This window comes from Nesterenkonia marinintestina (genome assembly GCF_025420485.1).
Taxonomy (GTDB): domain Bacteria; phylum Actinomycetota; class Actinomycetes; order Actinomycetales; family Micrococcaceae; genus Nesterenkonia; species Nesterenkonia marinintestina.
In genome coordinates this window covers 44,056-63,945 of the sequence record NZ_JAOEFD010000003.1, presented here as the reverse complement: position 1 = coordinate 63,945, position 19,890 = coordinate 44,056, and the positions used below count along the sequence as shown (strand labels likewise).

Genomic DNA, 19,890 nt, shown 5'->3' with positions numbered 1-19,890 from the left:
CCCCTCTGAGCGAGCCCAGACGTGACTGAGAACCCCTCCGCCCCCACCGGCGCGGCCGCAGATGCGGCGCCCCGGGCCGCCGTCGACGCCGCGGACCATCCTGTGAGCGACGCCGACCGTGCCCCTCGGTGGCGGCAGAAGGCTTCGGCGCTGTTCGCGCTGACCAAGCCGCGCGTCGTGGAGCTGCTGCTGGTCACCACGCTGCCGACGATGATGTTCGCCCAGCGCGGCTTCCCGGACTTCTGGCTGGTGCTGGCGACGATGGTCGGCGGTGCCTTCGCCGCGGGCTCAGCAGGGGCGTTCAACTGCTACATCGATCGGGACATGGACCGACTGATGAACCGGACCAAGCGGCGGCCGCTGGTGACCGGAGAGGTCACTCCCCGGCAGGCGCTGGTCTTCGCCTCGCTGCTCGGGGTCGCCGCGCTGGTGATCCTGTGGCTGGGTGCGAACCCGCTGGCCTCCGCCCTCGGGGCCGCGGCGATGTTCTTCTACGTCGTGGTGTACACGATGGTGCTGAAGCGTCGGACCGAGCAGAACATCATCTGGGGCGGGCTCGCCGGCTGCTTCCCCGTGCTCATCGCGTGGGCGGCGGTGCGTGAGACCGTCGAATGGCCCGCGGTGGTCCTCTTCTTCATCATCTTCCTGTGGACCCCGCCGCACTACTGGCCGCTGTCGATGAAGTACCGCACCGACTACCAGACGGCCTCCGTGCCGATGCTGGGGGCGGTGGCCACCGCTCAGACGGTCTCGGTCCAGGTCGTCCTGTACGCCTGGGCCACCGTGGTGTGCTCGCTGCTGCTGATCCCCATGGGATGGGCGGGCATCACCTACACCGCCTTCGCCGCGGTGGCCGGAGTGTGGTTCGTCTATGAGTCCCACGTGCTGCACCGACAGGCGCAGGACGGCACGCTGACCGACAAGAAGGCCATGAGGGTCTTCCACCTGTCCATCATGTACCTCACCCTGCTCTTCGTCGGGCTGGCCATCGACCCGTTCGTCGGCTCACCCCTCATGGGCTGACGAACGGGTCGATGGGGCTGCGGCGGGGATCCGGCCCGTGGGCGGCCCGCCGACTACGAGGTGTGGTGTGACTGCTGCAGCGCGTACACCGGAGTGTCGAGCCCCTCATAGCGCGCTTTGAGCTGCAGCGCCAGATATTTCGAGTAGTGCCGGGACTGGTGCAGGTTGCCGCCGTGGATCCAGAGGGTCTCCACGTTGGTGGGCTTCCACATGTTACGCAGCTCACCCTCCCAGGGGCCGGGGTCACGCGTGGTGTCGGATCCGTATCCCCAGCACCTGCCCACGGCGTCGGCGACCTCGGGGGAGACGATGTCTGCGAGCCACTGGTTCATCGAACCGTAGCCGGTCGCATACACGACGAGGTCGGCCGGCAGTCGGGTGCCGTCCTCCAGGACGACGGCATCCTCGGTGAGGTGGTCGACCTGGCCGGACGCCAACGCAATCTCGCCGTCGATGACCAGCTGTGAGGCCCCGACGTCGATGTAGTACCCCGAGCCGCGGCGCAGATACTTCATGAACAGCCCCGAGCCGTCCTCCCCGAAGTCCAGTCGGAAGCCCGCGTCCTCCAGGGCGCGGTAGAACTCCGAGTCCCGTTCGCGCATGGCGTCGAACGCGGGCCGCTGGACCTCGGGGAGCAGGCGGTACGGCCAGGAGGCGAAGAGCCGATCCGCCCGGTCGGTGTCCACGCCGGCCTCCACGGCGTCCTCCGAATAGAGCGGGCCCAGCACCAGGTCCATGAGGGACTCGCTGCGCGAGATATGGGTGGACGAGCGCTGGACCATCGTCACCTCAGCCCCGTCCTCCCAGAGGGCCGCACAGATGTCGTGGGCAGAGTTGTTCGAACCGATGACCACGGCCCGCCGGCCGCGGTACCCCTCGGCGCCTCGGTGATCCGAGGAGTGGTGCTGCTCGCCCGAGAAGACGTCCTGTCCGGGGAGCTCCGGCGTCTGCGGATATCCGGACACGCCGAGGGCGAACACCAGATGCTGCGGATGCAGTGTGACCGTCGTGCCGTCCCTGACCGTTCGGACCTCCCAGCGACCATGCGCGGAGTCCCAGGACGCCCCCACGCACTCGGTCTTCGACCAGTAGGGGATCTCCATGATGTCGACGTAGTGGTTCAGCCAGTCTGCGACCTTGTCCTTCGACGGGAAGATCGGCCAGGTGTCGGGGAACTTCAGATAGGGCAGATGGTCGTACCAGACGGGGTCGTGCAGGTGCAGAGACCTGTATCGGTTCCGCCAGGCGTCTCCGGGCGCGTCGTACCGGTCGACGACGAGCGTGGGCACCTGCAGGTGGTGCAGGCGTGACGCGAGACCGATGCCGCCCTGGCCGCCCCCGACGATGAGGACGTACGGCTGCTCGGTGCGGCCGAGCGCGGCCTCCCGGGCCGTCCGCTCCTCCAGCCACGTGGCGCGGTCTCCGGTGATCCTGTGGGTGACGCCCCGAGGGCGACGACGTCCGACGGGCTCCTCATGCCCCGTCAGCTCATTGAGCATGGTCAGAAGGGTCCAGGCATGACCGCCGCGCAGGCGGACCACAGCCTGACCGACTCCCGCCCCGGTGCGGAAGGACAGCCACGCCAGGACGACGCCGTCGTCCTCGACGGTCGGCTCCTCGGCCAGGTGCCAGTCGGTCGCCGCGGTCGGTTCGGCCGTGGACTCGACGAGCCGGGCGATCTCGCCGCGGCCCTCAGCCGTGTAGAGGTTCCACGTGAAGGCGACGAAGTCGCGCCAGAACCCGTCCGGCTCGAAGCAGGCCGCCACGGAGTCCCCAGCCTTCGAGTCCAATGCTGCGGCGAATCCGTCGAGCCAACGCTGAGCGACGGCTCTCGGCTCATGGGTGTGTCCGGCCTCGGCGGTCATGGTCATCAGGCCTCCTCCGTGTAGTCGATCACCACACGGCCCTCGATCTTTCCGTGCTCCATCTCGTCGAGGACCGCGTTGACGTCGTCGAGCCGACGACGGGTGAAGGTCGGGCGGATCGTGCCGCGGGCGTAGAAGTCGAGCGCCTCGACCATGTCCTGACGGGTGCCGACGATCGACCCGCGGATGGTCAGCCCCTTGAGCACGATCTCGAAGATCGGCGCGGGGAAGTCGCCCGGGGGCAGGCCGTTGAAGACGATGGTGCCGCCGCGTCGGGTCATGCCGATGGCCTGGCCGAACGCCGAGGGATGCACCGCGGTGACCAGCACGCCGTGGGTGCCGCCGACGGCCTCCTGGATCTCCTGGGCCGGATCGCGTCCCATGGCGTTGTAGGTCAGTTCGGCACCGTGCCGTTCGGCCAGCGCCAGCTTGTCGTCGGCGACGTCGACAGCGATCACCCGCATCCCCATCGCCACGGCGTACTGCACGGCGATGTGCCCCAATCCTCCGACCCCGGAGATCACGACCCACTGGCCGGGGCGGACGCCGGTCATCTTCAGTCCCTTGTAGACCGTGACCCCGGCGCAGAGCACCGGCGCGATCTCGTGGGGGTCCGAGCCCTCCGGGATGCGGGGTGCGTAGGCGGCGTCGACGATCATGTACTCGCCGAAGGACCCGTCGGTGCTGTAGCCCCCGTTGACCTGAGATTCGCACAGCGTCTCCCACCCAGTGCGGCAGTGCTGGCAGGTCCCGCAGGCCGACCACAGCCAGGCGTTGCCGACCATGTCGCCGACCTCGAGGTCCTCGACCCCCTCGCCGATCTCTTCGACGATGCCCACCCCCTCGTGACCGGGGACGAACGGCGGAGTCGGTCTCACCGGCCAGTCGCCCTGGGCGGCGTGCAGGTCGGTATGGCAGACGCCGGAGGCGATCAGCTTCACCAGGGCCTGGCCCCGTTCCGGCGTCGGGACCCGGCGGTCGGTCACGTTGAGGTCTGCGCCGAAGCTCTCGACGACCGCTGCTCTCATGCTCTTCATGGGAATCTCCTCAGTCCGCTGTCTCTACGACGGTGCCGGCCTGCACCGCCTGTCGCAGCACCTGTGACTCTAGTCACAGGCACGTTGCGCGGCAGTTGCACGTCCGAGCAGCACGGCGCGACGAGGTGAGTCGGCGGGGAGGATCCGCAGGGCTGTGCGCAGGAGCTCCTCGTCGCTCGCGTCCGTGCCGGCCTCCAGGTATCGCCAGAGCTGGTCGGCGTCGGCGTCCTGGAGCATGGCCTCGCGCAGCACGGACTCCGTCCGGGTCCTGAGGGCCTCCACCCCGGGGGACTCCGAGGTCGGCAGCGGCGGGCCGGACCACAGGGTGAGTGCGGTGTCGCGGTCGCCGTCCGCGAGGGCCTCGAGCATCTGCTCCGCATCAGAGGTGACGCGACCGATCAGCCGATAGGGCCGAGAGGCGATCCCCAGGTGCTCGGGAGAGGCCAGATCCGCCAGGCGACGCCGCAGCCGGACCAGTTCGGCGCGCAGCGTCACGGCATGCCCCCGTGAGCCGTAGAGGGCCTCGGCCAACTCCTCGGCGGTCATGCCGTGCGTGCCGACGGCGGAGGATGCGCCTCGGTCCTCGAGGAGCAGCGTCAGGATCTCGGCGTGGCGCAGGCTCAGCTCCGCCGAGCGTACTCCGGCGCGCAGATGCGGTCGGTCGGCTCCGAGGATCGTCAGCTCCGCCGCAGGCGGCACCGGGAGGGGCGCCGGGCCCCTGTGAGGCCGTACGGCGCGCCGGGCCGCCGAGCTCGGGGCCGGTCCGACCTCTCGGATCCGACGCAGCTCCGTCTGTGCGGCGTCCACGGCGGCGAGGATCAGCGGAAGGGAGTGTCTGGACACGGCGTCTGCGCCGCCGGTGACGTCGACGACTCCCAGGACCTCACCGGTCAGCGGGCAGCGGATGGGTGCCGCGGTGCAGGAGAAGCCCTGCACCGGGTGGGCGTAGTGCTCGGAGCGGTGAACCTGGACGCCGTGGCCGGTGACGAGAGCCGTCCCGGGCGCGGAGGTCCCGATGGCCCGCTCGGACCAGTCCGCTCCCGGTTGGAACGCCACGGACTCGGCCCGTCGGAGGGTGGATCGGGCCCCGTCGACCCAGAGGAGCCTTCCGCGGGCGTCGCCGACGGCGACGATCAGCCCGGCGTCGGCGGCCGGCTGGGTGAGCATACGCCCGAACACGGGCATGACGGCGGACAGTGGGTGATCTCGACGAGCCTCCCGCAGGTGGGCGTCGTCCAGCGCGATCGGTGCGAGGGCGTCGAAGGGATCGGTGACGTAGCGCCGAGACCGGCTCCAAGAGTCGCGCAGGAGAGGGTTCACCGCTGACCAGTGGGACCCGGTGCCCTCGCCGGTGGTGCTCACAGTGTCCGTCACTCCCGAGAAACCGTCCTCGGACGCCGTCGTGTCCGGGATCACCAGCATAGGGCGGATGACGAGGGGCGGAAAGGTCGACTTCTCAGAGGCTTAGGCCCACGTCGTCGGTCGTCGGCACCTCACCCGTGTCACCCGAGTGCAACGTCGGTGCAACGTCCGTGGGTCTAGGCTCGTGACGGTAGAGTGATGTGCATCACTCTCGCACAGCCGAGAACACCGCCAGCCGCGGCAGCACCCGGACACCCATGGAGTGCTGACCCCAGGAAGGGAGTCACGATGACCGTCTACGCACAGCCCGGCACCGAAGGTGCGAAGGTCACCTTCAAGTCACGCTACGACAACTGGATCGGCGGCGAGTGGGTCGCACCGGTCAAGGGCCAATACTTCGAGAACCCCTCACCCGTCAACGGTCGCGCGTTCACCGAGGTCGCGCAGTCCACGGCGGAGGACGTCGAGCTGGCCCTGGACGCCGCGCACAAGGCCGCCCCGGCCTGGGGTCGGACCTCGGCGACCGAGCGCGCCCTCGTCCTGACCCGTATCGCGGACCGGCTCGAGGAGAACCTGGAGACCCTCGCGGTCGCGGAGAGCTGGGAGAACGGGAAGCCGATCCGTGAATGCCTGGCGGCCGATCTGCCGCTGGCCGTGGACCACTTCCGCTACTTCGCCGGTGCGATCCGGACGCAGGAGGGCGGCATCTCCGAGATCGACGGCGACACCGTCGCATACCACTTCCACGAGCCGCTGGGCGTGGTGGGTCAGATCATCCCCTGGAACTTCCCGCTGCTGATGGCCACGTGGAAGCTGGCTCCCGCGCTGGCGGCGGGCAACGCCATCGTCATCAAGCCCGCGGAGCAGACCCCGACCTCGATCATGGTCCTGGTCGAGCTGATCGCCGACCTGCTGCCGGAGGGCGTGGTGAACGTGGTCAACGGGTTCGGCGCCGAAGCCGGCGCGCCCCTGGCCTCCAGCCCGCGGATCAAGAAGATCGCCTTCACCGGGGAGACGACGACCGGGCGCCTGATCATGCAGTACGCGTCACAGAACCTGATCCCGGTCACGCTCGAGCTCGGGGGCAAGAGTCCCAACATCTTCTTCGCCGACGTGGCACAGGAGAAGGACTCCTTCTACCAGAAGGCGCTCGAAGGGTTCACCATGTTCGCCCTCAATCAGGGGGAGGTCTGCACCTGTCCGTCGCGCGCGCTCGTCGAGTCGTCCATCATCGACGGCTTCCTGGAGGACGCCGTGGCTCGGACGGAGAAGATCGTGCAGGGCAACCCGCTCGATACCGACACCATGATCGGCGCCCAGGCCTCCAACGACCAGCTGCAGAAGATCCTGTCCTACCTGGACATCGGACGTCAGGAGGGTGCCGAGATCCTCACCGGCGGTGAGCAGATCGACCTCGGAGGCGACCTCTCCGGCGGCTACTACGTGACTCCGACGATCTTCCGGGGCAGCAACTCGATGCGTGTCTTCCAGGAGGAGATCTTCGGCCCCGTGGTCTCGGTCGCCGAGTTCTCCGGCTTCGACCAGGCGATGGAGATCGCCAACGACACCCTCTACGGCCTCGGCTCCGGCGTGTGGTCGAGGAACGGCAACACTGCCTACCGTGCGGGACGCGAGATCCAGGCCGGGCGCGTGTGGACGAACTGCTACCACCAGTACCCGGCGCATGCGGCGTTCGGCGGCTACAAGAACTCCGGCATCGGCCGTGAGAACCACAAGATGATGCTGGACCACTATCAGCAGACGAAGAACCTGCTGGTCAGCTACTCTGAGGACCCGATGGGGCTGTTCTGATCCGGCACGGCGGGGTCGATCGGACCCATGGGCCGCTGACCACATCGCGGAGGAGGAATGATCGCCATGGCACAGCGTGTCGATGTGAGTGAGGACGCCGCAGCCCTGCTGCGCCGGCTCCGGGAGGACCATGGACAGCCCCTGATGTTCCACCAGTCCGGGGGCTGCTGCGACGGTTCGGCGCCGATGTGCTACACGCAGGGCACGTTCATGACCGGCCCGGCGGATGTGCTCCTCGGAGAGCTCGAGCCCGGAACTCCCGAACCGGTTCCGGTCTGGATCTCCAAGGCCCAGTTCGAGTACTGGTCCCACACCCACATCACGATCGACGTGGTGGAGGGACGCGGGGCCGGATTCTCGATCGAGGGGCCGACCGGCAACCGTTTCGTCATCCGGTCGAGGCTGTTCTCCGACGAGGAGACCGAGGCCCTGGAGCCGGTGACCACCGGCTGACGCCCTCGGCGCCCCCCGCCGATCCGTCGCCGGGCCGCCGCCGGCTCCGGGCAGCACCGGACGCAGAGAGGGGCCTGCCTCCCCACCCTTGCTCGGGTGGGGAGGCAGGCCTACTTTGTCAGTATGGAGGTCCCAGCGGCAGCGGAAAGTCGACCCTCATCCGGGCCGTCGCAGGAGTGCAGGCCCACGTCCGAGGACAGGTCACGGTCCTGGGGATCGACGCCGGTGCGGCGGAGGCCCGTCGGCGAGTCGGCTACGTGACCCAGGCCAGCTCGGTCTACCCCGATCTGACCGTGGTCCAGAACCTCCGATACTTCGCCTCCGTCAGCCGCGCCGATGCGGCCTCGGTCGACGAGGCGATGACCACCGTCGGCCTCACCGGCACGGAGGGGCGGCTCGCACGGGACCTCTCTGGAGGCCAGCGTGCACGGGTATCACTGGCCGCGGCGCTGCTGGCCGCGCCGGAGGTGCTGCTGCTGGACGAACCGACGGTGGGACTCGATCCGGTGCTGCGGCTCGATCTGTGGGTCATGTTCCGGCGCCTGGCCGACGCCGGGCGGACCCTGCTGATCTCGAGCCACGTGATGGACGAAGCGGCACGCTGCGACCGGGTCCTCCTGCTTCGGGACGGAGCGCTCCTCGCCGACGCCTCACCGCACGGTCTGCGGCGGATGACCGGTGAGCAGGACCTCGATGCGGCGTTCCTGGCTCTGGCCCGAGAGAGCCTCCCGTGATCGGCGTGCTGGCCACGGCGCGGCGCACGGCGCAGCAGCTTCTGCACGACCGTCGAAGCCTGGTGATGATCCTCGTGCTTCCGTCGATGCTCATGTGGCTGACCAAGTACGTCTTCGACGGGCAGCCCGACGTGTACGACCGCGTCGGCCCGATGCTGCTCGGCCTGTTCCCGTTCGTGATCATGTTCGTGCTGACCTTCGGGACGGTAGGACTCGTCCAGGCCGCGGTGACGTCCGTGCTGGCGGTCGGTGTCCTGGGGCTGCTGGCCTCGGCGTTCGCACGGACGGAGTTCCAGGCCGTTCAGTTCATGCCGCTGATCGTGATCCCACAGATCCTGCTGGGCGGTCTGCTCGCGCCGCGAGAGTCTATGGCGGCTCCGCTGACGCGGATCTCCGACGTCCTGCCGCTGAGCTACGCGACCGACGCACTGGGACGCTCCGGCACCGTCGCGGGATGGACCGGGGATCACACGGCGGACCTGGTGATCGTCCTCGGCTTCACCACGGCCGCTGTGGCCCTGGCCGGGCTCACACTGCGCCGCCGGACGGCCTAGGGACCGGACGGGCGGTCACTCGCCCCGGTCGATCCACTCCTGCAGATGTGGACGTTCCTGACCGATGGTGGTCTTCGGCCCGTGTCCGGTGTGGACCACTGTGGTGTCCGGCAGCTCGTCGAAGAGCCGGGTGCGGATGGACTCGATGATCGTGTCGAAGCTGCTGTACGACTTGCCGGTGGCGCCGGGACCGCCCTCGAACAGCGTGTCGCCCGAGAAGAGCGCGGGAGCCCCGTCGAGGTCGTCCGCGTAGAAGCAGGTGGAACCGGGGGAGTGGCCGGGCGTATGCAGAGCGGTCAGCGTCGTGCCCGCCACCGTGACCACGTCGCCGTCGGAGATCTCCACCTCCGGCCGGGCCGATCCGTGGGTCTGCTCCCAGAGCACGTGGTCCTCCGGGTGCAGGTGGATGCGGCCTCCGACCAGCTTCTGCACGTCGAAGACTTCGGAGACGTGGTCGTCGTGGGCGTGGGTGAGCAGTATCGCACCGACCTTCCGGTCGCCCACGGCGGCGGCGACGGCTTCGGCGTCGTGGGCGGGGTCGATGACGACCACCTCCTGGTCGTCACCGACGATCCAGACGTTGTTCTCAACCTCCCAGGTGCCTCCGTCGAGTGAGAAGGTCCCGGCGGTCTCCAGGTGTTCGATCCTCGCGGTCATGGAACGTCACACGTCCTTCCGAATCGTCGTCCTCAGTTCACCCCCACGGCGGAGGCGCTGTCCTCAGCGGGCGTCGAGCTCCACGACGGAGCGCAGCACCTCGCCGCGGTTCATCGTCTCGAAGGCCTGCTGGACGTCGTCGAGGGTCACCCGTTCGGTCACGAAGGCGTCGAGGTCCAGGCGGCCCTGCCTGTAGTGGGAGACGAGCATGGGGAAGTCGCGGCTGGGCAGGCAGTCACCGTACCAGGACGACTTCAGGGACCCGCCTCGGCCGAAGACGTCGATCAGCGGCAGCTCGAGCATGTGGCTCGGGTCCGGCACGCCGACCAGCACGACGCGTCCGGCCAGGTCCCGGGCGTAGAACGCCTGGCGGTAGGTCTCGGGGCGCCCGACGGCGTCGATGACTACGTCGGCGCCGAAGCCTCCGGTCAGCTCCCGGATCGCCTCGACGGGGTCGGTCGCGGAGGAGTCGATGATGTCGGTGGCCCCCAGCTCCCGCGCCCGCTCGAGCTTCCGAGGGTCGATGTCCACCGCGACGATCCGCACCGCCCCGGCCAGGACGGCGCCGGCGACGGCCGCGGCCCCCACACCGCCGCATCCGATCACGGCCACAGACTCGCCCCGCCGGACCTCGCCGGTGTTGATCGCCGCACCGATGCCGGCCATCACGCCGCATCCCAACAGTCCCACGGCGGCGTCGGACTCCGGGCCGACGTCGTCGATGCGTGTGCACTGCCCCGCGGCCACCAGGGTCTTCTCGGCGAAGGCGCCGATGCCGAGGGCGGGTTCGAGCTCCGTGCCGTCGGTCAGGGTCATCCTCTGTCGGGCGTTCGCGGTGTCGAAGCAGTACTGCGCCTGACCCTTCCTGCAGGCGCGGCATTCCCCGCAGACCGCCCGCCAGTTCAGGATCACCTTGTCGCCGACGTCGACATGGGTCACCCCGTCTCCGACCACGGATACGCGAGCAGTGGCCTCATGGCCGAGGAGGTACGGGAAGTCGTCTCCCACCTCACCCTTCTGGAAGTGCTGGTCCGTCTGACACACTCCGCAGGTCAGGACGTCCACGACGACCTCGCCGGGACCGGGATCGGGAACGATGATCTCTTCCACCTCAGCCGGTGCGTCCTTGCTGCGGACCACGACGGCGCGGACGGTCTGGGGCATGACATCCTCCTCGATCGGGACTCTGCGACCATCCTGTCACCGGGACTTGGGCGAGTAAACCGATGTGCGGCACCGCGGCGGACCCCGATGTCCGGCGGTCGTCCGGCCGGGGCGCCGACCGCCTCAGACCCCGACCGCCTCAGACCCCGACCGCCTCAGACCCCGAACGCCTCCGGCTTCTCGAGGACGATGCTGGCCAGGACCAGGAGGAAGACGAGGATCACGGCGACCCACCACCAGTCGGAGGTGAGACGTCTGACCCGAGCTGTGGAGGGGATGACGCCGTTGAGCACGCTGCCCGCCGTCACACCCAGTGCCAGAGGGATCGTGCCGGCCCAGACGACCATGCAGTAGGGGCACAGCACGCCGATGCTGTAGACGGCCGAATACCAGAGCCAGACGCAGAATCCGAGGGCGAACGTGACTCCGGCCTGAAGGCCCCACCACCAGGCGCGCGGAGTCCGCGCCCCGGAGAGGATCGTCAGACCGGCGAGGACCACCAGGGGAAAGCCCACCACTCCCAGGAAGATGTTGGGGAAGCCGAAGGTCGCCGCCTGCCAGGACTGCATGACCTCCCCGCAGGACACCCATGGATTCACGTCGCATGCCGTGGCGTGGTCGGGGTCCTGCCACAGCAGCACGCGCTCGTACAGGAGCATGAACGATCCGACGACGCCGACGGCGCCGGTCAGCACCGTCCAGAGGCCCAGCGGCACACGCCGGGCGATCCATGCGCGATCGGTCTCGGACCGCGCAGCGGTGTCTGTGCTCATGCTGAGAGTCTACGTCGGGGGTCGGCTCCCGACCCGCCGGAGCCGCGTGCGGATGGGCCCGGGCGGGGTGCAGTGTGCGATACTTGGGAGCATCGGCAGGCGGACCACACCCGGCTGCCGTGAAGACTCAGCCGCCGCATCGGTCGGTTCGGCGAGGCCGGCACCCGTCGTGGGCGAGGGCGAAGAGACTGCCCGAGTCCGCACGGCTGGAGAACGACGACAGAAGCTGCCGCCGCCGAAGTCCGATGCGACGAGTGATCGTCGCAGGGCACCGTGACGAGCGCACGCCCACAGAGGCGTCAGCGCCCGGTGCCGACGACGAGGCTGCGAGACAGGTTTTCGACCGACAGAAGGATTCCCCTCGCACCGCTCCCACCCCGCCTCAGGGGAGAGGATCGAGCGGCGCGGAGGTGACCGCACGAGCAGCCGCCGCGTCGGCGAGTGTGGCGTCGCCGCGTCGGCAGGAGCAGCTTTCCCATGACTCAGCAGGACAACACACCCTCATCCGCATCGGACTCGGAGGGTGCGGGCAGCCCCTCAGGCGCCGACCCGTTCGACGTCCTCTTCCAGGCCCCGGACCTCTCGGAGGTGGAGCCGGTCAAGGTCTCCCGTCCCGAGCAGGAGTCGTCCTCCGACGGGGACTCTCGGGACTCCCGGGACTCCGCACGCAGGGACTCGTCTGCGGAGTCGTCCGACGAGTCGTCCGGGAGCTCGTCGAAGGAGTCCTCAGGCGACGACTCCGACGACTCCGACGAGGGCGGTGACGCGGGCCGCCGCGGGCGGCGGAAGCGTCGCCGCGGCGGCGGACGCAACCGTGGTCGGGGGCAGTCGGACCAGCCGGGGCAGTCCGGTCCCGGCGATGACTCAGGCACCGGCGGCGACGATTCGGAGCGCGAGGCCGACTCCGGCGCCGACGGTTCCCAGGACGGTTCCCAGGACGGGGGCGAGGACGACGGTTCGGACGAGGACGGTCAGGTGGTGCGCAGGCGCCGCCGGCGTCGTCGTGGTTCGGTGGACATGGAGGTCACCGGTGGTGACGGAGACGACCCCGAGCACACCGTGACCCGTGTCCGGGCGCCGCGCGAGAACGCCGAGTCCGCCGCTCCGACGAAGGTGACCGGTGTGAAGGGCTCCACCCGTCTGGAGGCGAAGCGTCAGCGACGCCGGGCCTCACGCAGCGGGGGCCGCCGCCGACAGGTGATCACGGAGGCCGAGTTCCTCGCACGCCGCGAATCGGTGGACCGGAAGATGGTCGTCCGGCAGAAGGGGCGTCGGGTCCAGATCGGAGTGCTCGAGGACGGCGTGCTCGCCGAGCACTACGTCTCCGACACCAACCAGGAGTCGCTGATCGGCAACGTGTACCTGGGCAAGGTCCAGAACGTGCTCCCGTCGATGGAGGCGGCCTTCGTGGACATCGGCCGCGGGCGCAATGCAGTGCTCTACGCCGGAGAGGTCGATTGGGACGCGGCCAACCTCGGCGGAGCACCCCGGAAGATCGAGAACGCACTGAAGTCCGGGGACTCCGTCCTGGTCCAGGTCACCAAGGACCCCGTCGGACACAAGGGCGCCCGACTCACCAGCCAGGTGTCGCTGCCCGGCCGCTACCTGGTATTCGTCCCGGGCGGCTCCATGACGGGAATCTCCCGGAAGCTGCCGGACACGGAGCGCTCCCGACTGAAGAAGGTGCTCAAGGAGAACATGCCGGAGAACGCCGGCGTGATCGTCCGGACCGCCGCCGAGGGAGCCTCGGAGCAGGAGCTCACCAACGACATCAACCGTCTCCGCTCCCTCTGGGAGTCCATCCTGGACCGTCAGAAGGACCGCAAGGTCCTGCCTCCGGAGCTCCTCTACAGCGAACCGGACCTGACCATCAAGGTGGTCCGGGACGTCTTCAACGAGGACTTCTCCTCCATGGAGGTCGAGGGGGAGGAGACCTGGGACAGTGTGGAGGCCTACGTCACCTATGTGGCGCCGCACCTCCTCGACCGCCTCTCCCGCTGGGACGTCGAGGACGCCGAGGGGAACAGGCCGTCGGCGGACGTCTTCGCCCACCACCGCATCGATGAACAGCTGTCCAAGGCGCTCGAACGCAAGGTCAACCTGCCCTCCGGCGGTTCGCTGGTCTTCGACCGCACCGAGGCCATGACGGTGGTGGACGTCAACACCGGCAAGTTCACCGGCTCCGGAGGCAATCTGGAGGAGACGGTCACGAAGAACAACCTCGAGGCCGCGGAGGAGCTGGTGCGACAGCTCCGGCTGCGGGACATCGGCGGCATCATCGTCATCGACTTCATCGACATGGTGCTCGAATCCAACCGAGACCTGGTGCTGCGCCGTGTGGTCGAGTGCCTCGGACGCGACAGGACCAAACATCAGGTCGCCGAGGTCACCTCGCTGGGCCTGGTGCAGATGACCCGCAAGCGGATGGGCACGGGCCTCGTCGAGGCCTTCTCGGAGAACTGCGAGCACTGCGCCGGCCGCGGCCTGATCACCCATTCCGAACCGGTCGGCGGCGCACCCTCGTACACGGCCTCGGGCGAGGCGCGCCCGGGTCGCGGCAAGAAGCGCAGGAACAAGGGCCGCGGCCGGGGACAGGGCGGCGGCCAGACCGACGGCTCGAGCTCTTCGGGCGGTCAGGACTCCGGACGCGGCGGTCGCTCTGACGGGGCGGATCAGCAGTCCCCGGATCAGCAGCGGCAGCAGCGTGAGAAGGCCGAGAAGGCGCGGCAGGCCATGACGCAGGTGGCCGCGGCGAGCTCCGGCGACCATGACGCCAAGAAGTCGGACGACCCCTCGGAAGCACCTTCCACGCTGACCATCGGTGGTGAGGAGGTAGCCGTGCCGAGTGCCGAACCGCAGCCCGGCGGGCGCGGTGAGGATGCCGCCGTCACTCTGGACAACCTCGACGCGGCGGTCGCCTCCCGCACTTCCGGCTCCTCGTCGAGGACCGGCTCCGGCGGACCGTCGCCGAGGCCGCGCCGCCGACGCGCGGCCGGCTCGGCGCAGGGCGCGGGAGGACGGGTGGACCGGGTCGACACCGATGACGAGGCGGCCTCGGCGACCACGGCGACCTTCACCGCCGCGGCGGAGTCCGGCACCCCGACGGGCTCAGGAGCGGACGCGGCTGCGGAGGCCTCCGGCGGAGGGGCCGGCGGGTCGCAGCCCGTCATGCTCGGAGTCGGAGTCAGCGCTGAGGAGTTGGCGAAGAGCCGTGCCGCCCGCGGCGGGGGCTCGACCGACGAGTCCGCCTGACTCGGTTCCATGGATCGCTCGGAGGGGAAGGCCCCTGTGCCGGAGGAGCTCCTGGACGCGGTGCTCGACGAGCTGTCGCGCGACGCATCGATCCTGGAGCAGACGATCCGCGGACTGCGGGCAGGCGTGCCCGGCTACGAGAGCGTCCCGACCGAGGCGCTGGAGGCTTCGGCTCGCAGGAACATCGCACTGAGCATCCGCACGGTGCGTGAGGGCCGGACCCCAGCACCGGAGGACGTCCCCGAGGCGGACGAGCTGGCCGTCGAGAGGCACGGGCAGGGCGTGCCGATGGGCAGCGTCCTGGCCGGGTTCCGCATCTGCATGTCGGTGATCCTGGACCGACTGCTGGCTCGTGCCGTCGAGTGGGGGATCCCCGCGGCGAAGGTGCTCGAATGCTCCACGATCCTCTGGGCCCTGGGCGATGCGTTCTCCGCGCGGGCGGTGGTCGTGTATCAGGCGAACGAGGCCGCCCGAGCCGTCGCAGACTCGGCGCGACAGGCCGAGTGGATCGGAGACGCGACCACGACCCGGATGGACCCGGCCGAACTGCGCCGCGGTGCCGCACTCTACGACGTGCCCACCGCCGACCCGGTGCGCGCCCTGGTCGCGGCGTCGTGCCCCGGATCGGATGTGGAGCGTCTTCAGAGGATCCGGGACTGGGCGGAGCGCGCAGGTGTCCGTGTGCTGGCGACCGTGCGAGCCTCCAGCCTGCTCGGGATCGTCGTCGGGGAGCCCGCCTGCGGGACCGAACTGCCCGGACTGACGGTCGGACTGGGGCGACCGACTCCGCTGCATGATCTCCCGCGCTCCTTCGAGTCGGCGTCCCTGGCGCTCGAAGCGGCCGAAGACGTGGGGGAGAGCGGCGTCGTCGACGTCGAGGGACTCTCCTGGCGGGTGGGGATCCATGCCAGTCCCGAGACCACGCGGATGCTCTCGGAGCGGCACCTGACGCCGCTGGAGGACTCCGGAGTCTTCGGCGACCACGTCCTGGAGGCCGTCGACGCCTACCTGAGGCACCGTCTGAGCATCCCGCTCGCGGCCCGCAGCATCCCCGTCCATGTGAACACCCTGCGCTATCGGCTCAAGCGCTTCGGAGAGCTCACCGGTGCGGACCTCGGCGACGTGGACACGCTCGTCGAACTCTCGTGGGTGCTGGCCGCGCGGAGCGGACGGGGCCCGCATCGCACCGGTGTGTCGACAGGTCAGCGAGACGGCGCGTCTTCGTAGACGTGCACAAGATCACACCCTGAGCCTTGGACAGGCGGATGTAGCGTACGTCACGTTCCGCCGAGCATGCTGGTCTACGACCTCGGCGGCACCGGCCGCCGCATCACCGTCCGAGGAGACATCCATGATCCTGGGCATCATCGGCATCGTCGTATCCCTGCTGCTGCTCATCACCCTGGCCTATCGCGGCGTCCCCGTGATCATCGCCGCCCCCATCGCCTCCGCGGTCTGCCTGATCTTCTCGGGCGCGCCGATCCTGGCCTCCTACACCGAGGTCTTCATGCCGGCGATGGCGGACTTCGTCCGGAACTTCTTCCCGGTGTTCCTGGTCGGCGCCATCTTCGGGATCCTCATGACGGTGACCGGATACGCGGAGTCCATCGCACGGACCATCACCTCGTGGATCGGCAGCCGCAGCGCCATCGCCGCCACCGTCATCACCTCGGCGCTGATGACCTACGGCGGCATCAGCCTCTTCGTGGTCGCCTTCGTGATGTATCCGCTCGCGCGCGAGCTCTTCCGAGTGGCGGACATCCCACGACGCCTGGTCCCCGGTACGATCGCGCTGGGCATCTTCACCTTCACCATGACCGCGCTGCCCGGCTCGCCTCAGGTGCAGAACGTCATCCCGGGGCAGTTCTTCGGCACCGGGTCGTACGCCGGACCGGTGCTGGGCATCGTCGGCGGAGCCATGATCTTCGTCCTCGGCATGCTCTGGCTGGAGTATCGTCGCCGCAGCCTGATCGCCCGGGGTGAGCACTTCGACAGCTCCGAGAGCCGCCAGATCCTCGGAGGATCGGCCGACGACGGCGGAGGCCAGGCCCCCGTCACACTCGCTCCGCCCAACCGGCTGGTGCCGTTCCTCCCTCTGCTGACCGTGGCCGTGGTCAACTTCGCCTGCACCCTCTTCATCTTCCCGGCCATGGACTGGGGATATCTGGAGGAGGAGCAGTTCGGCGGCATCACCATCGACGACAGAGCCGCCCTGTGGGCCGTGCTGCTGGCGATCCTCGCCGCGATCCTGCTGATCGTGCTGATGAACTTCCGACACTTCGGTGATCTGCGCATCGGCTTCTACGACGGCGCGAAGCGCTCGATGTTCCCCATCTTCTCCACCGCCTCGGAGGTCGGATACGGAGCCGTGGTGGCCTCGGTGGCGGCCTTCGCGATCATCCGCGACTCGGTGTTCAACATGGGCGCCAACGCTCTGGTCACCTCGGTGGTCACCACCTCGATCACCGCGGGCCTCACCGGATCCTCGTCGGGCGGCATGACCATCGCCCTCAACGCCCTCGGCGGTGACCTGCGGGCCATGGCCGAGAACGAAGGCATGAGCATGGAGATCATGCACCGACTGACCGCCATTGCGGCCGGAGGCATCGACACCCTGCCGCACTCGGGCGCCGTGGTCACCCTGCTCATCGTCTGCGGCCTGACCCACCGACAGGCCTATAAGGACATCGGCATGGTGACCCTGGTCGTCCCGGTCTTCGTCGTCGCCCTGCTGGTGACCGGCGTCTCGGTATTCGCCTGATCCCCATCCGTCCGTGACGACGCCCCGAACTCGGGGCACGCTTCGAAGGAGGAGCATCCATGGATCCACACCACGACGCCGCAGAGCAGGCCGCGCGCCGCCGCGCCGCATCGATGGGCCCCGACGCCCTGGTGGGCCGCCGTGCCCTGGTCACCGGCGGGGCCTCCGGAATCGGCGCCGCCTGCGTGCGCGCCTTGGCGGCCTCCGGGGCTCAGGTGACCGTATGCGACCGGGACGCGGACGGGGCGGAGGCCCTGGCCGGGGAGGTCGGGGGAGCCGCCTGGTCGGTGGACCTGGCCGACACCGCGGCCCTGGAGGACCTCTCCCTGGACACCGACATCCTGGTGCACAACGCCGGGATACAACGGGTGGCCCCCATCCATGAGTACGAGCCGGAGACCTGGCGGTTCATCCACCGACTCATGGTGGAGTCGCCCTTCCTGCTGACCCGTGCCGCCCTGGCGGGGATGTACGAGCGCGGCTTCGGTCGGATCATCAACCTCTCGTCGGTCCATGGGCTGCGCGCCAGCGCGTACAAGTCCGCCTACGTCTCCGCGAAGCACGCCCTCGAGGGACTCTCCAAGGTGACCGCGCTCGAGGGTGCACCCCACGGAGTGACGTCGAACTGCATCAATCCGGCCTACGTACGCACGCCCCTCGTCGAGAAGCAGATCGCCGACCAGGCGCGAATCCACGGCATCGGGGAGGACGAGGTCGTCGAGCAGATCATGCTGACCGAAGCCGCGGTCAAGCGACTGATCACTCCGGAGGAGGTCGCCTCCCTCGCCGTGTGGCTGGCCTCCGACGCCGCGGGCATGGTCACCGGGGCCTCCTACACCCTCGACGGCGGATGGACCGCCTCGTGAGCCGCCGGCACGACGAGACACCAGGCAGGTGCTGATCATGACTATGGACAAGACGGTGACCACTGCGGCAGAAGCTGTGGCCGACATCCCCGACGGAGCACGGATCGCCGTGGGCGGGTTCGGGCTCTCGGGCAATCCGGTCCGCCTCATCGATGCGCTGTTGGAGCAGGGCGCGGGGGGACTCTCCGTGGTGTCGAACAACTGCGGGACCGACGACTTCGGTCTGGGAGTGCTGCTGCATGCCCGCCGGATCGCGAAGATGACCTCCTCCTACGTCGGTGAGAACCGAGAGTTCGCCCGCCAGTACCTGGAGGGTGAGTTGGAGCTCGAACTGGTGCCGCAGGGCACGCTGGCGGAGAAGCTGCGTGCCGCCGGAGCCGGAATTCCGGCCTTCTACACCCGCACCGGAGTCGGGTCCCAGGTGGCCGACGGCGGCATCCCCACCCGGTACACCTCCGACGGGCAGGTTCGGGAGCAGTCTCCGCCGAAGGAGGTCCGTCGCTTCGCGGGCCTCGGAGAGGAGCTCGACTACGTCCTGGAGGAGTCGATCGCCGCAGACTTCTCCCTGGTGCATGCCGCCCGAGGGGACCGTCACGGGAATCTGGTGTTCAACAAGGCCTCCCGTCAGTTCGGCCCGCCGGCGGCCATGGCAGGACGGGTGTGCGTCGCAGAGGTCGAGGAGCTCGTGGAGCCCGGCGAGATCGACCCCGACCAGGTGCACCTGCCCGGGGTCTATGTGCACCGGGTGGTCGAGGTCGGCACCGACGTCGAGAAGCCCATCGAGAAGCGCACGGTGAGCACAGGCTCCGCGTCGGACCGCTGACCGGGGCGGAGAGGAAGGCACAGATGAGCGGACGGCACACCACACGAGAGACCCCTGCAGACCCGCGTCCGGGACTCACCCGGGACGGGATGGCGGCCCGAGCCGCCCAGGAGCTGCCCGACGGGGCCTATGTGAATCTGGGCATCGGGATGCCCACACTGATTCCGAACCACATCCCCGAGGGGCGGACCGTGGTCCTGCAGTCGGAGAACGGGATCCTCGGCGTCGGACCCTACCCCGATGAGCGGGAGGTCGACCCCGACCTGATCAACGCCGGCAAGGAGACCGTGACCGTGCGCCCCGGGGCGTCGTTCTTCGATTCGGCCGTCAGCTTCGGCATGATCCGCGGCGGTAAGATCGACGTCGCCGTGCTGGGTGCCATGCAGGTCGCCGAGAACGGCGACCTGGCGAACTGGATGGTGCCGGGGAAGATGGTCAAGGGCATGGGTGGGGCGATGGATCTGGTCCACGGTGCCCGCCGCGTGGTGATCATCATGGACCACACCGCCAAGGACGGCTCGGCCAAGATCGTTCCGGAGTGCACGCTCCCGCTCACCGGCCGCAGGGTGGTCGACCGCATCATCACGGATCTGGCGGTGATCGACGTGGACCGAACCGGGGACCGCCCGTGCCTGCGCCTGGCGGAGACCGCGCCGGGCGTCACCGAGGAGCTGGTGCGGGAGTCCACAGGGGTTCCGCTGGCCTGAACCGCGTCGAGGCGACGCGGCCGTGTCGACGACAGTTGCCGACGATG

17 protein-coding genes are annotated in these 19,890 nt (G+C 69.2%); 11 read left to right on the top strand and 6 right to left on the bottom strand.

The genetic code is table 11. The annotated features are described in order from the left end of the window. Nucleotides 1-21: 21 nt before the first annotated feature. The gene (locus N7E59_RS03700; RefSeq protein WP_390904998.1) at nt 22-1,023 is read left to right on the top strand and encodes a heme o synthase; all 1,002 of its coding nucleotides are present in this window, start codon (nt 22-24) and stop codon (nt 1,021-1,023) included. 53 nt (nt 1,024-1,076) lie between these two features. Here N7E59_RS03700 and N7E59_RS03695 read toward each other — a convergent pair whose 3' ends face one another. The 3 genes from N7E59_RS03695 to N7E59_RS03685 all read right to left on the bottom strand — a co-directional run bounded on the left by N7E59_RS03695 (nt 1,077) and on the right by N7E59_RS03685 (nt 5,287). After that, nucleotides 1,077-2,894, bottom strand: coding sequence for a flavin-containing monooxygenase (locus N7E59_RS03695; protein WP_261623566.1), 1,818 nt, complete (start codon nt 2,892-2,894; stop codon nt 1,077-1,079). After that, entirely contained in the window at nt 2,894-3,925 is a 1,032-nt protein-coding gene (adhP, locus tag N7E59_RS03690) for an alcohol dehydrogenase AdhP (RefSeq protein WP_261623565.1), read from the bottom strand. The genes N7E59_RS03695 and adhP overlap by 1 nt, the downstream gene beginning before the upstream one ends. A 69-nt stretch (nt 3,926-3,994) precedes the next feature. Further along, complete coding sequence (locus N7E59_RS03685; protein ID WP_261623564.1) at nt 3,995-5,287, bottom strand: GAF domain-containing protein; 1,293 nt, start codon at nt 5,285-5,287, stop codon at nt 3,995-3,997. Nucleotides 5,288-5,575: 288 nt separating this feature from the next. On the opposite strand from N7E59_RS03685, the gene exaC reads away from it, so the two are divergent. Genes exaC through N7E59_RS03665 form a run of 4 tightly spaced genes read left to right on the top strand, consistent with a single transcriptional unit; the run spans nt 5,576 to nt 8,840 of the window. Further along, nucleotides 5,576-7,099: an acetaldehyde dehydrogenase ExaC gene (gene exaC / locus N7E59_RS03680; RefSeq protein ID WP_261623563.1), complete on the top strand. Its 1,524-nt coding sequence runs from the start codon at nt 5,576-5,578 to the stop codon at nt 7,097-7,099. Nucleotides 7,100-7,156: 57 nt separating this feature from the next. Then, nucleotides 7,157-7,552 (top strand): DUF779 domain-containing protein, encoded by a 396-nt coding sequence (locus N7E59_RS03675; RefSeq protein ID WP_261623562.1) that lies wholly within the window; start codon nt 7,157-7,159, stop codon nt 7,550-7,552. Next, nucleotides 7,453-8,286, top strand: a complete 834-nt coding sequence (locus tag N7E59_RS03670; protein WP_315942982.1) for an ABC transporter ATP-binding protein — start codon at nt 7,453-7,455, stop codon at nt 8,284-8,286. The genes N7E59_RS03675 and N7E59_RS03670 overlap by 100 nt, the downstream gene beginning before the upstream one ends. Further along, entirely contained in the window at nt 8,283-8,840 is a 558-nt protein-coding gene (locus N7E59_RS03665; protein WP_261623561.1) for an ABC transporter permease, read from the top strand. Before N7E59_RS03670 ends, N7E59_RS03665 begins: the two co-directional genes overlap by 4 nt. 15 nt (nt 8,841-8,855) lie before the next feature. Here the strand turns inward: N7E59_RS03665 and N7E59_RS03660 are convergent, their stop codons facing one another. The 3 genes from N7E59_RS03660 to N7E59_RS03650 all read right to left on the bottom strand — a co-directional run bounded on the left by N7E59_RS03660 (nt 8,856) and on the right by N7E59_RS03650 (nt 11,434). Then, nucleotides 8,856-9,497 (bottom strand): MBL fold metallo-hydrolase, encoded by a 642-nt coding sequence (locus N7E59_RS03660; RefSeq protein ID WP_261623560.1) that lies wholly within the window; start codon nt 9,495-9,497, stop codon nt 8,856-8,858. A 63-nt stretch (nt 9,498-9,560) separates the two neighbouring features. Continuing rightward, a complete protein-coding gene (locus N7E59_RS03655; protein ID WP_261623559.1) occupies nt 9,561-10,661 on the bottom strand; it encodes an S-(hydroxymethyl)mycothiol dehydrogenase in 1,101 nt (366 codons plus the stop codon). 155 nt (nt 10,662-10,816) lie between these two features. Then, entirely contained in the window at nt 10,817-11,434 is a 618-nt protein-coding gene (locus N7E59_RS03650; RefSeq protein ID WP_261623558.1) for a vitamin K epoxide reductase family protein, read from the bottom strand. A 477-nt stretch (nt 11,435-11,911) separates the two neighbouring features. Here N7E59_RS03650 and N7E59_RS03645 point away from each other — a divergent pair, with 477 nt between their 5' ends. The 6 genes from N7E59_RS03645 to N7E59_RS03620 all read left to right on the top strand — a co-directional run bounded on the left by N7E59_RS03645 (nt 11,912) and on the right by N7E59_RS03620 (nt 19,843). Continuing rightward, nucleotides 11,912-14,686: an Rne/Rng family ribonuclease gene (locus N7E59_RS03645; protein ID WP_261623557.1), complete on the top strand. Its 2,775-nt coding sequence runs from the start codon at nt 11,912-11,914 to the stop codon at nt 14,684-14,686. Between the two features lie 9 nt (nt 14,687-14,695). Then, complete coding sequence (locus N7E59_RS03640; protein ID WP_261623556.1) at nt 14,696-15,913, top strand: PucR family transcriptional regulator; 1,218 nt, start codon at nt 14,696-14,698, stop codon at nt 15,911-15,913. Between the two features lie 124 nt (nt 15,914-16,037). After that, on the top strand, nt 16,038-17,447 hold the full coding sequence (locus tag N7E59_RS03635; protein ID WP_261623555.1) for a GntP family permease: 1,410 nt from the start codon (nt 16,038-16,040) through the stop codon (nt 17,445-17,447). A gap of 113 nt (nt 17,448-17,560) precedes the next feature. Further along, entirely contained in the window at nt 17,561-18,313 is a 753-nt protein-coding gene (locus N7E59_RS03630; protein WP_261623704.1) for a 3-hydroxybutyrate dehydrogenase, read from the top strand. 37 nt (nt 18,314-18,350) lie between these two features. Further along, complete coding sequence (locus N7E59_RS03625; RefSeq protein WP_261623554.1) at nt 18,351-19,136, top strand: CoA transferase subunit A; 786 nt, start codon at nt 18,351-18,353, stop codon at nt 19,134-19,136. Between the two features lie 23 nt (nt 19,137-19,159). After that, entirely contained in the window at nt 19,160-19,843 is a 684-nt protein-coding gene (locus tag N7E59_RS03620) for a CoA transferase subunit B (protein ID WP_315942978.1), read from the top strand. Nucleotides 19,844-19,890 lie beyond the last annotated feature (47 nt).

Excerpts from the sequence above, each read along its gene's own strand:
- N7E59_RS03645 (WP_261623557.1), top strand. The coding sequence starts at position 11,912 with ATGACTCAGCAGGACAACACACCCTCATCCGCATCGGACTCGGAGGGT.
- N7E59_RS03625 (WP_261623554.1), top strand. The coding sequence starts at position 18,351 with ATGACTATGGACAAGACGGTGACCACTGCGGCAGAAGCTGTGGCCGAC.
- N7E59_RS03695 (WP_261623566.1), bottom strand. The coding sequence starts at position 2,894 with ATGACCATGACCGCCGAGGCCGGACACACCCATGAGCCGAGAGCCGTC.
- N7E59_RS03620 (WP_315942978.1), top strand. The coding sequence starts at position 19,160 with ATGAGCGGACGGCACACCACACGAGAGACCCCTGCAGACCCGCGTCCG.
- N7E59_RS03675 (WP_261623562.1), top strand. The coding sequence starts at position 7,157 with ATGATCGCCATGGCACAGCGTGTCGATGTGAGTGAGGACGCCGCAGCC.
- N7E59_RS03650 (WP_261623558.1), bottom strand. The coding sequence starts at position 11,434 with ATGAGCACAGACACCGCTGCGCGGTCCGAGACCGATCGCGCATGGATC.
- N7E59_RS03655 (WP_261623559.1), bottom strand. The coding sequence starts at position 10,661 with ATGCCCCAGACCGTCCGCGCCGTCGTGGTCCGCAGCAAGGACGCACCG.
- N7E59_RS03630 (WP_261623704.1), top strand. The coding sequence starts at position 17,561 with ATGGGCCCCGACGCCCTGGTGGGCCGCCGTGCCCTGGTCACCGGCGGG.
- N7E59_RS03640 (WP_261623556.1), top strand. The coding sequence starts at position 14,696 with ATGGATCGCTCGGAGGGGAAGGCCCCTGTGCCGGAGGAGCTCCTGGAC.
- N7E59_RS03635 (WP_261623555.1), top strand. The coding sequence starts at position 16,038 with ATGATCCTGGGCATCATCGGCATCGTCGTATCCCTGCTGCTGCTCATC.
- exaC (WP_261623563.1), top strand. The coding sequence starts at position 5,576 with ATGACCGTCTACGCACAGCCCGGCACCGAAGGTGCGAAGGTCACCTTC.
- N7E59_RS03660 (WP_261623560.1), bottom strand. The coding sequence starts at position 9,497 with ATGACCGCGAGGATCGAACACCTGGAGACCGCCGGGACCTTCTCACTC.
- adhP (WP_261623565.1), bottom strand. The coding sequence starts at position 3,925 with ATGAAGAGCATGAGAGCAGCGGTCGTCGAGAGCTTCGGCGCAGACCTC.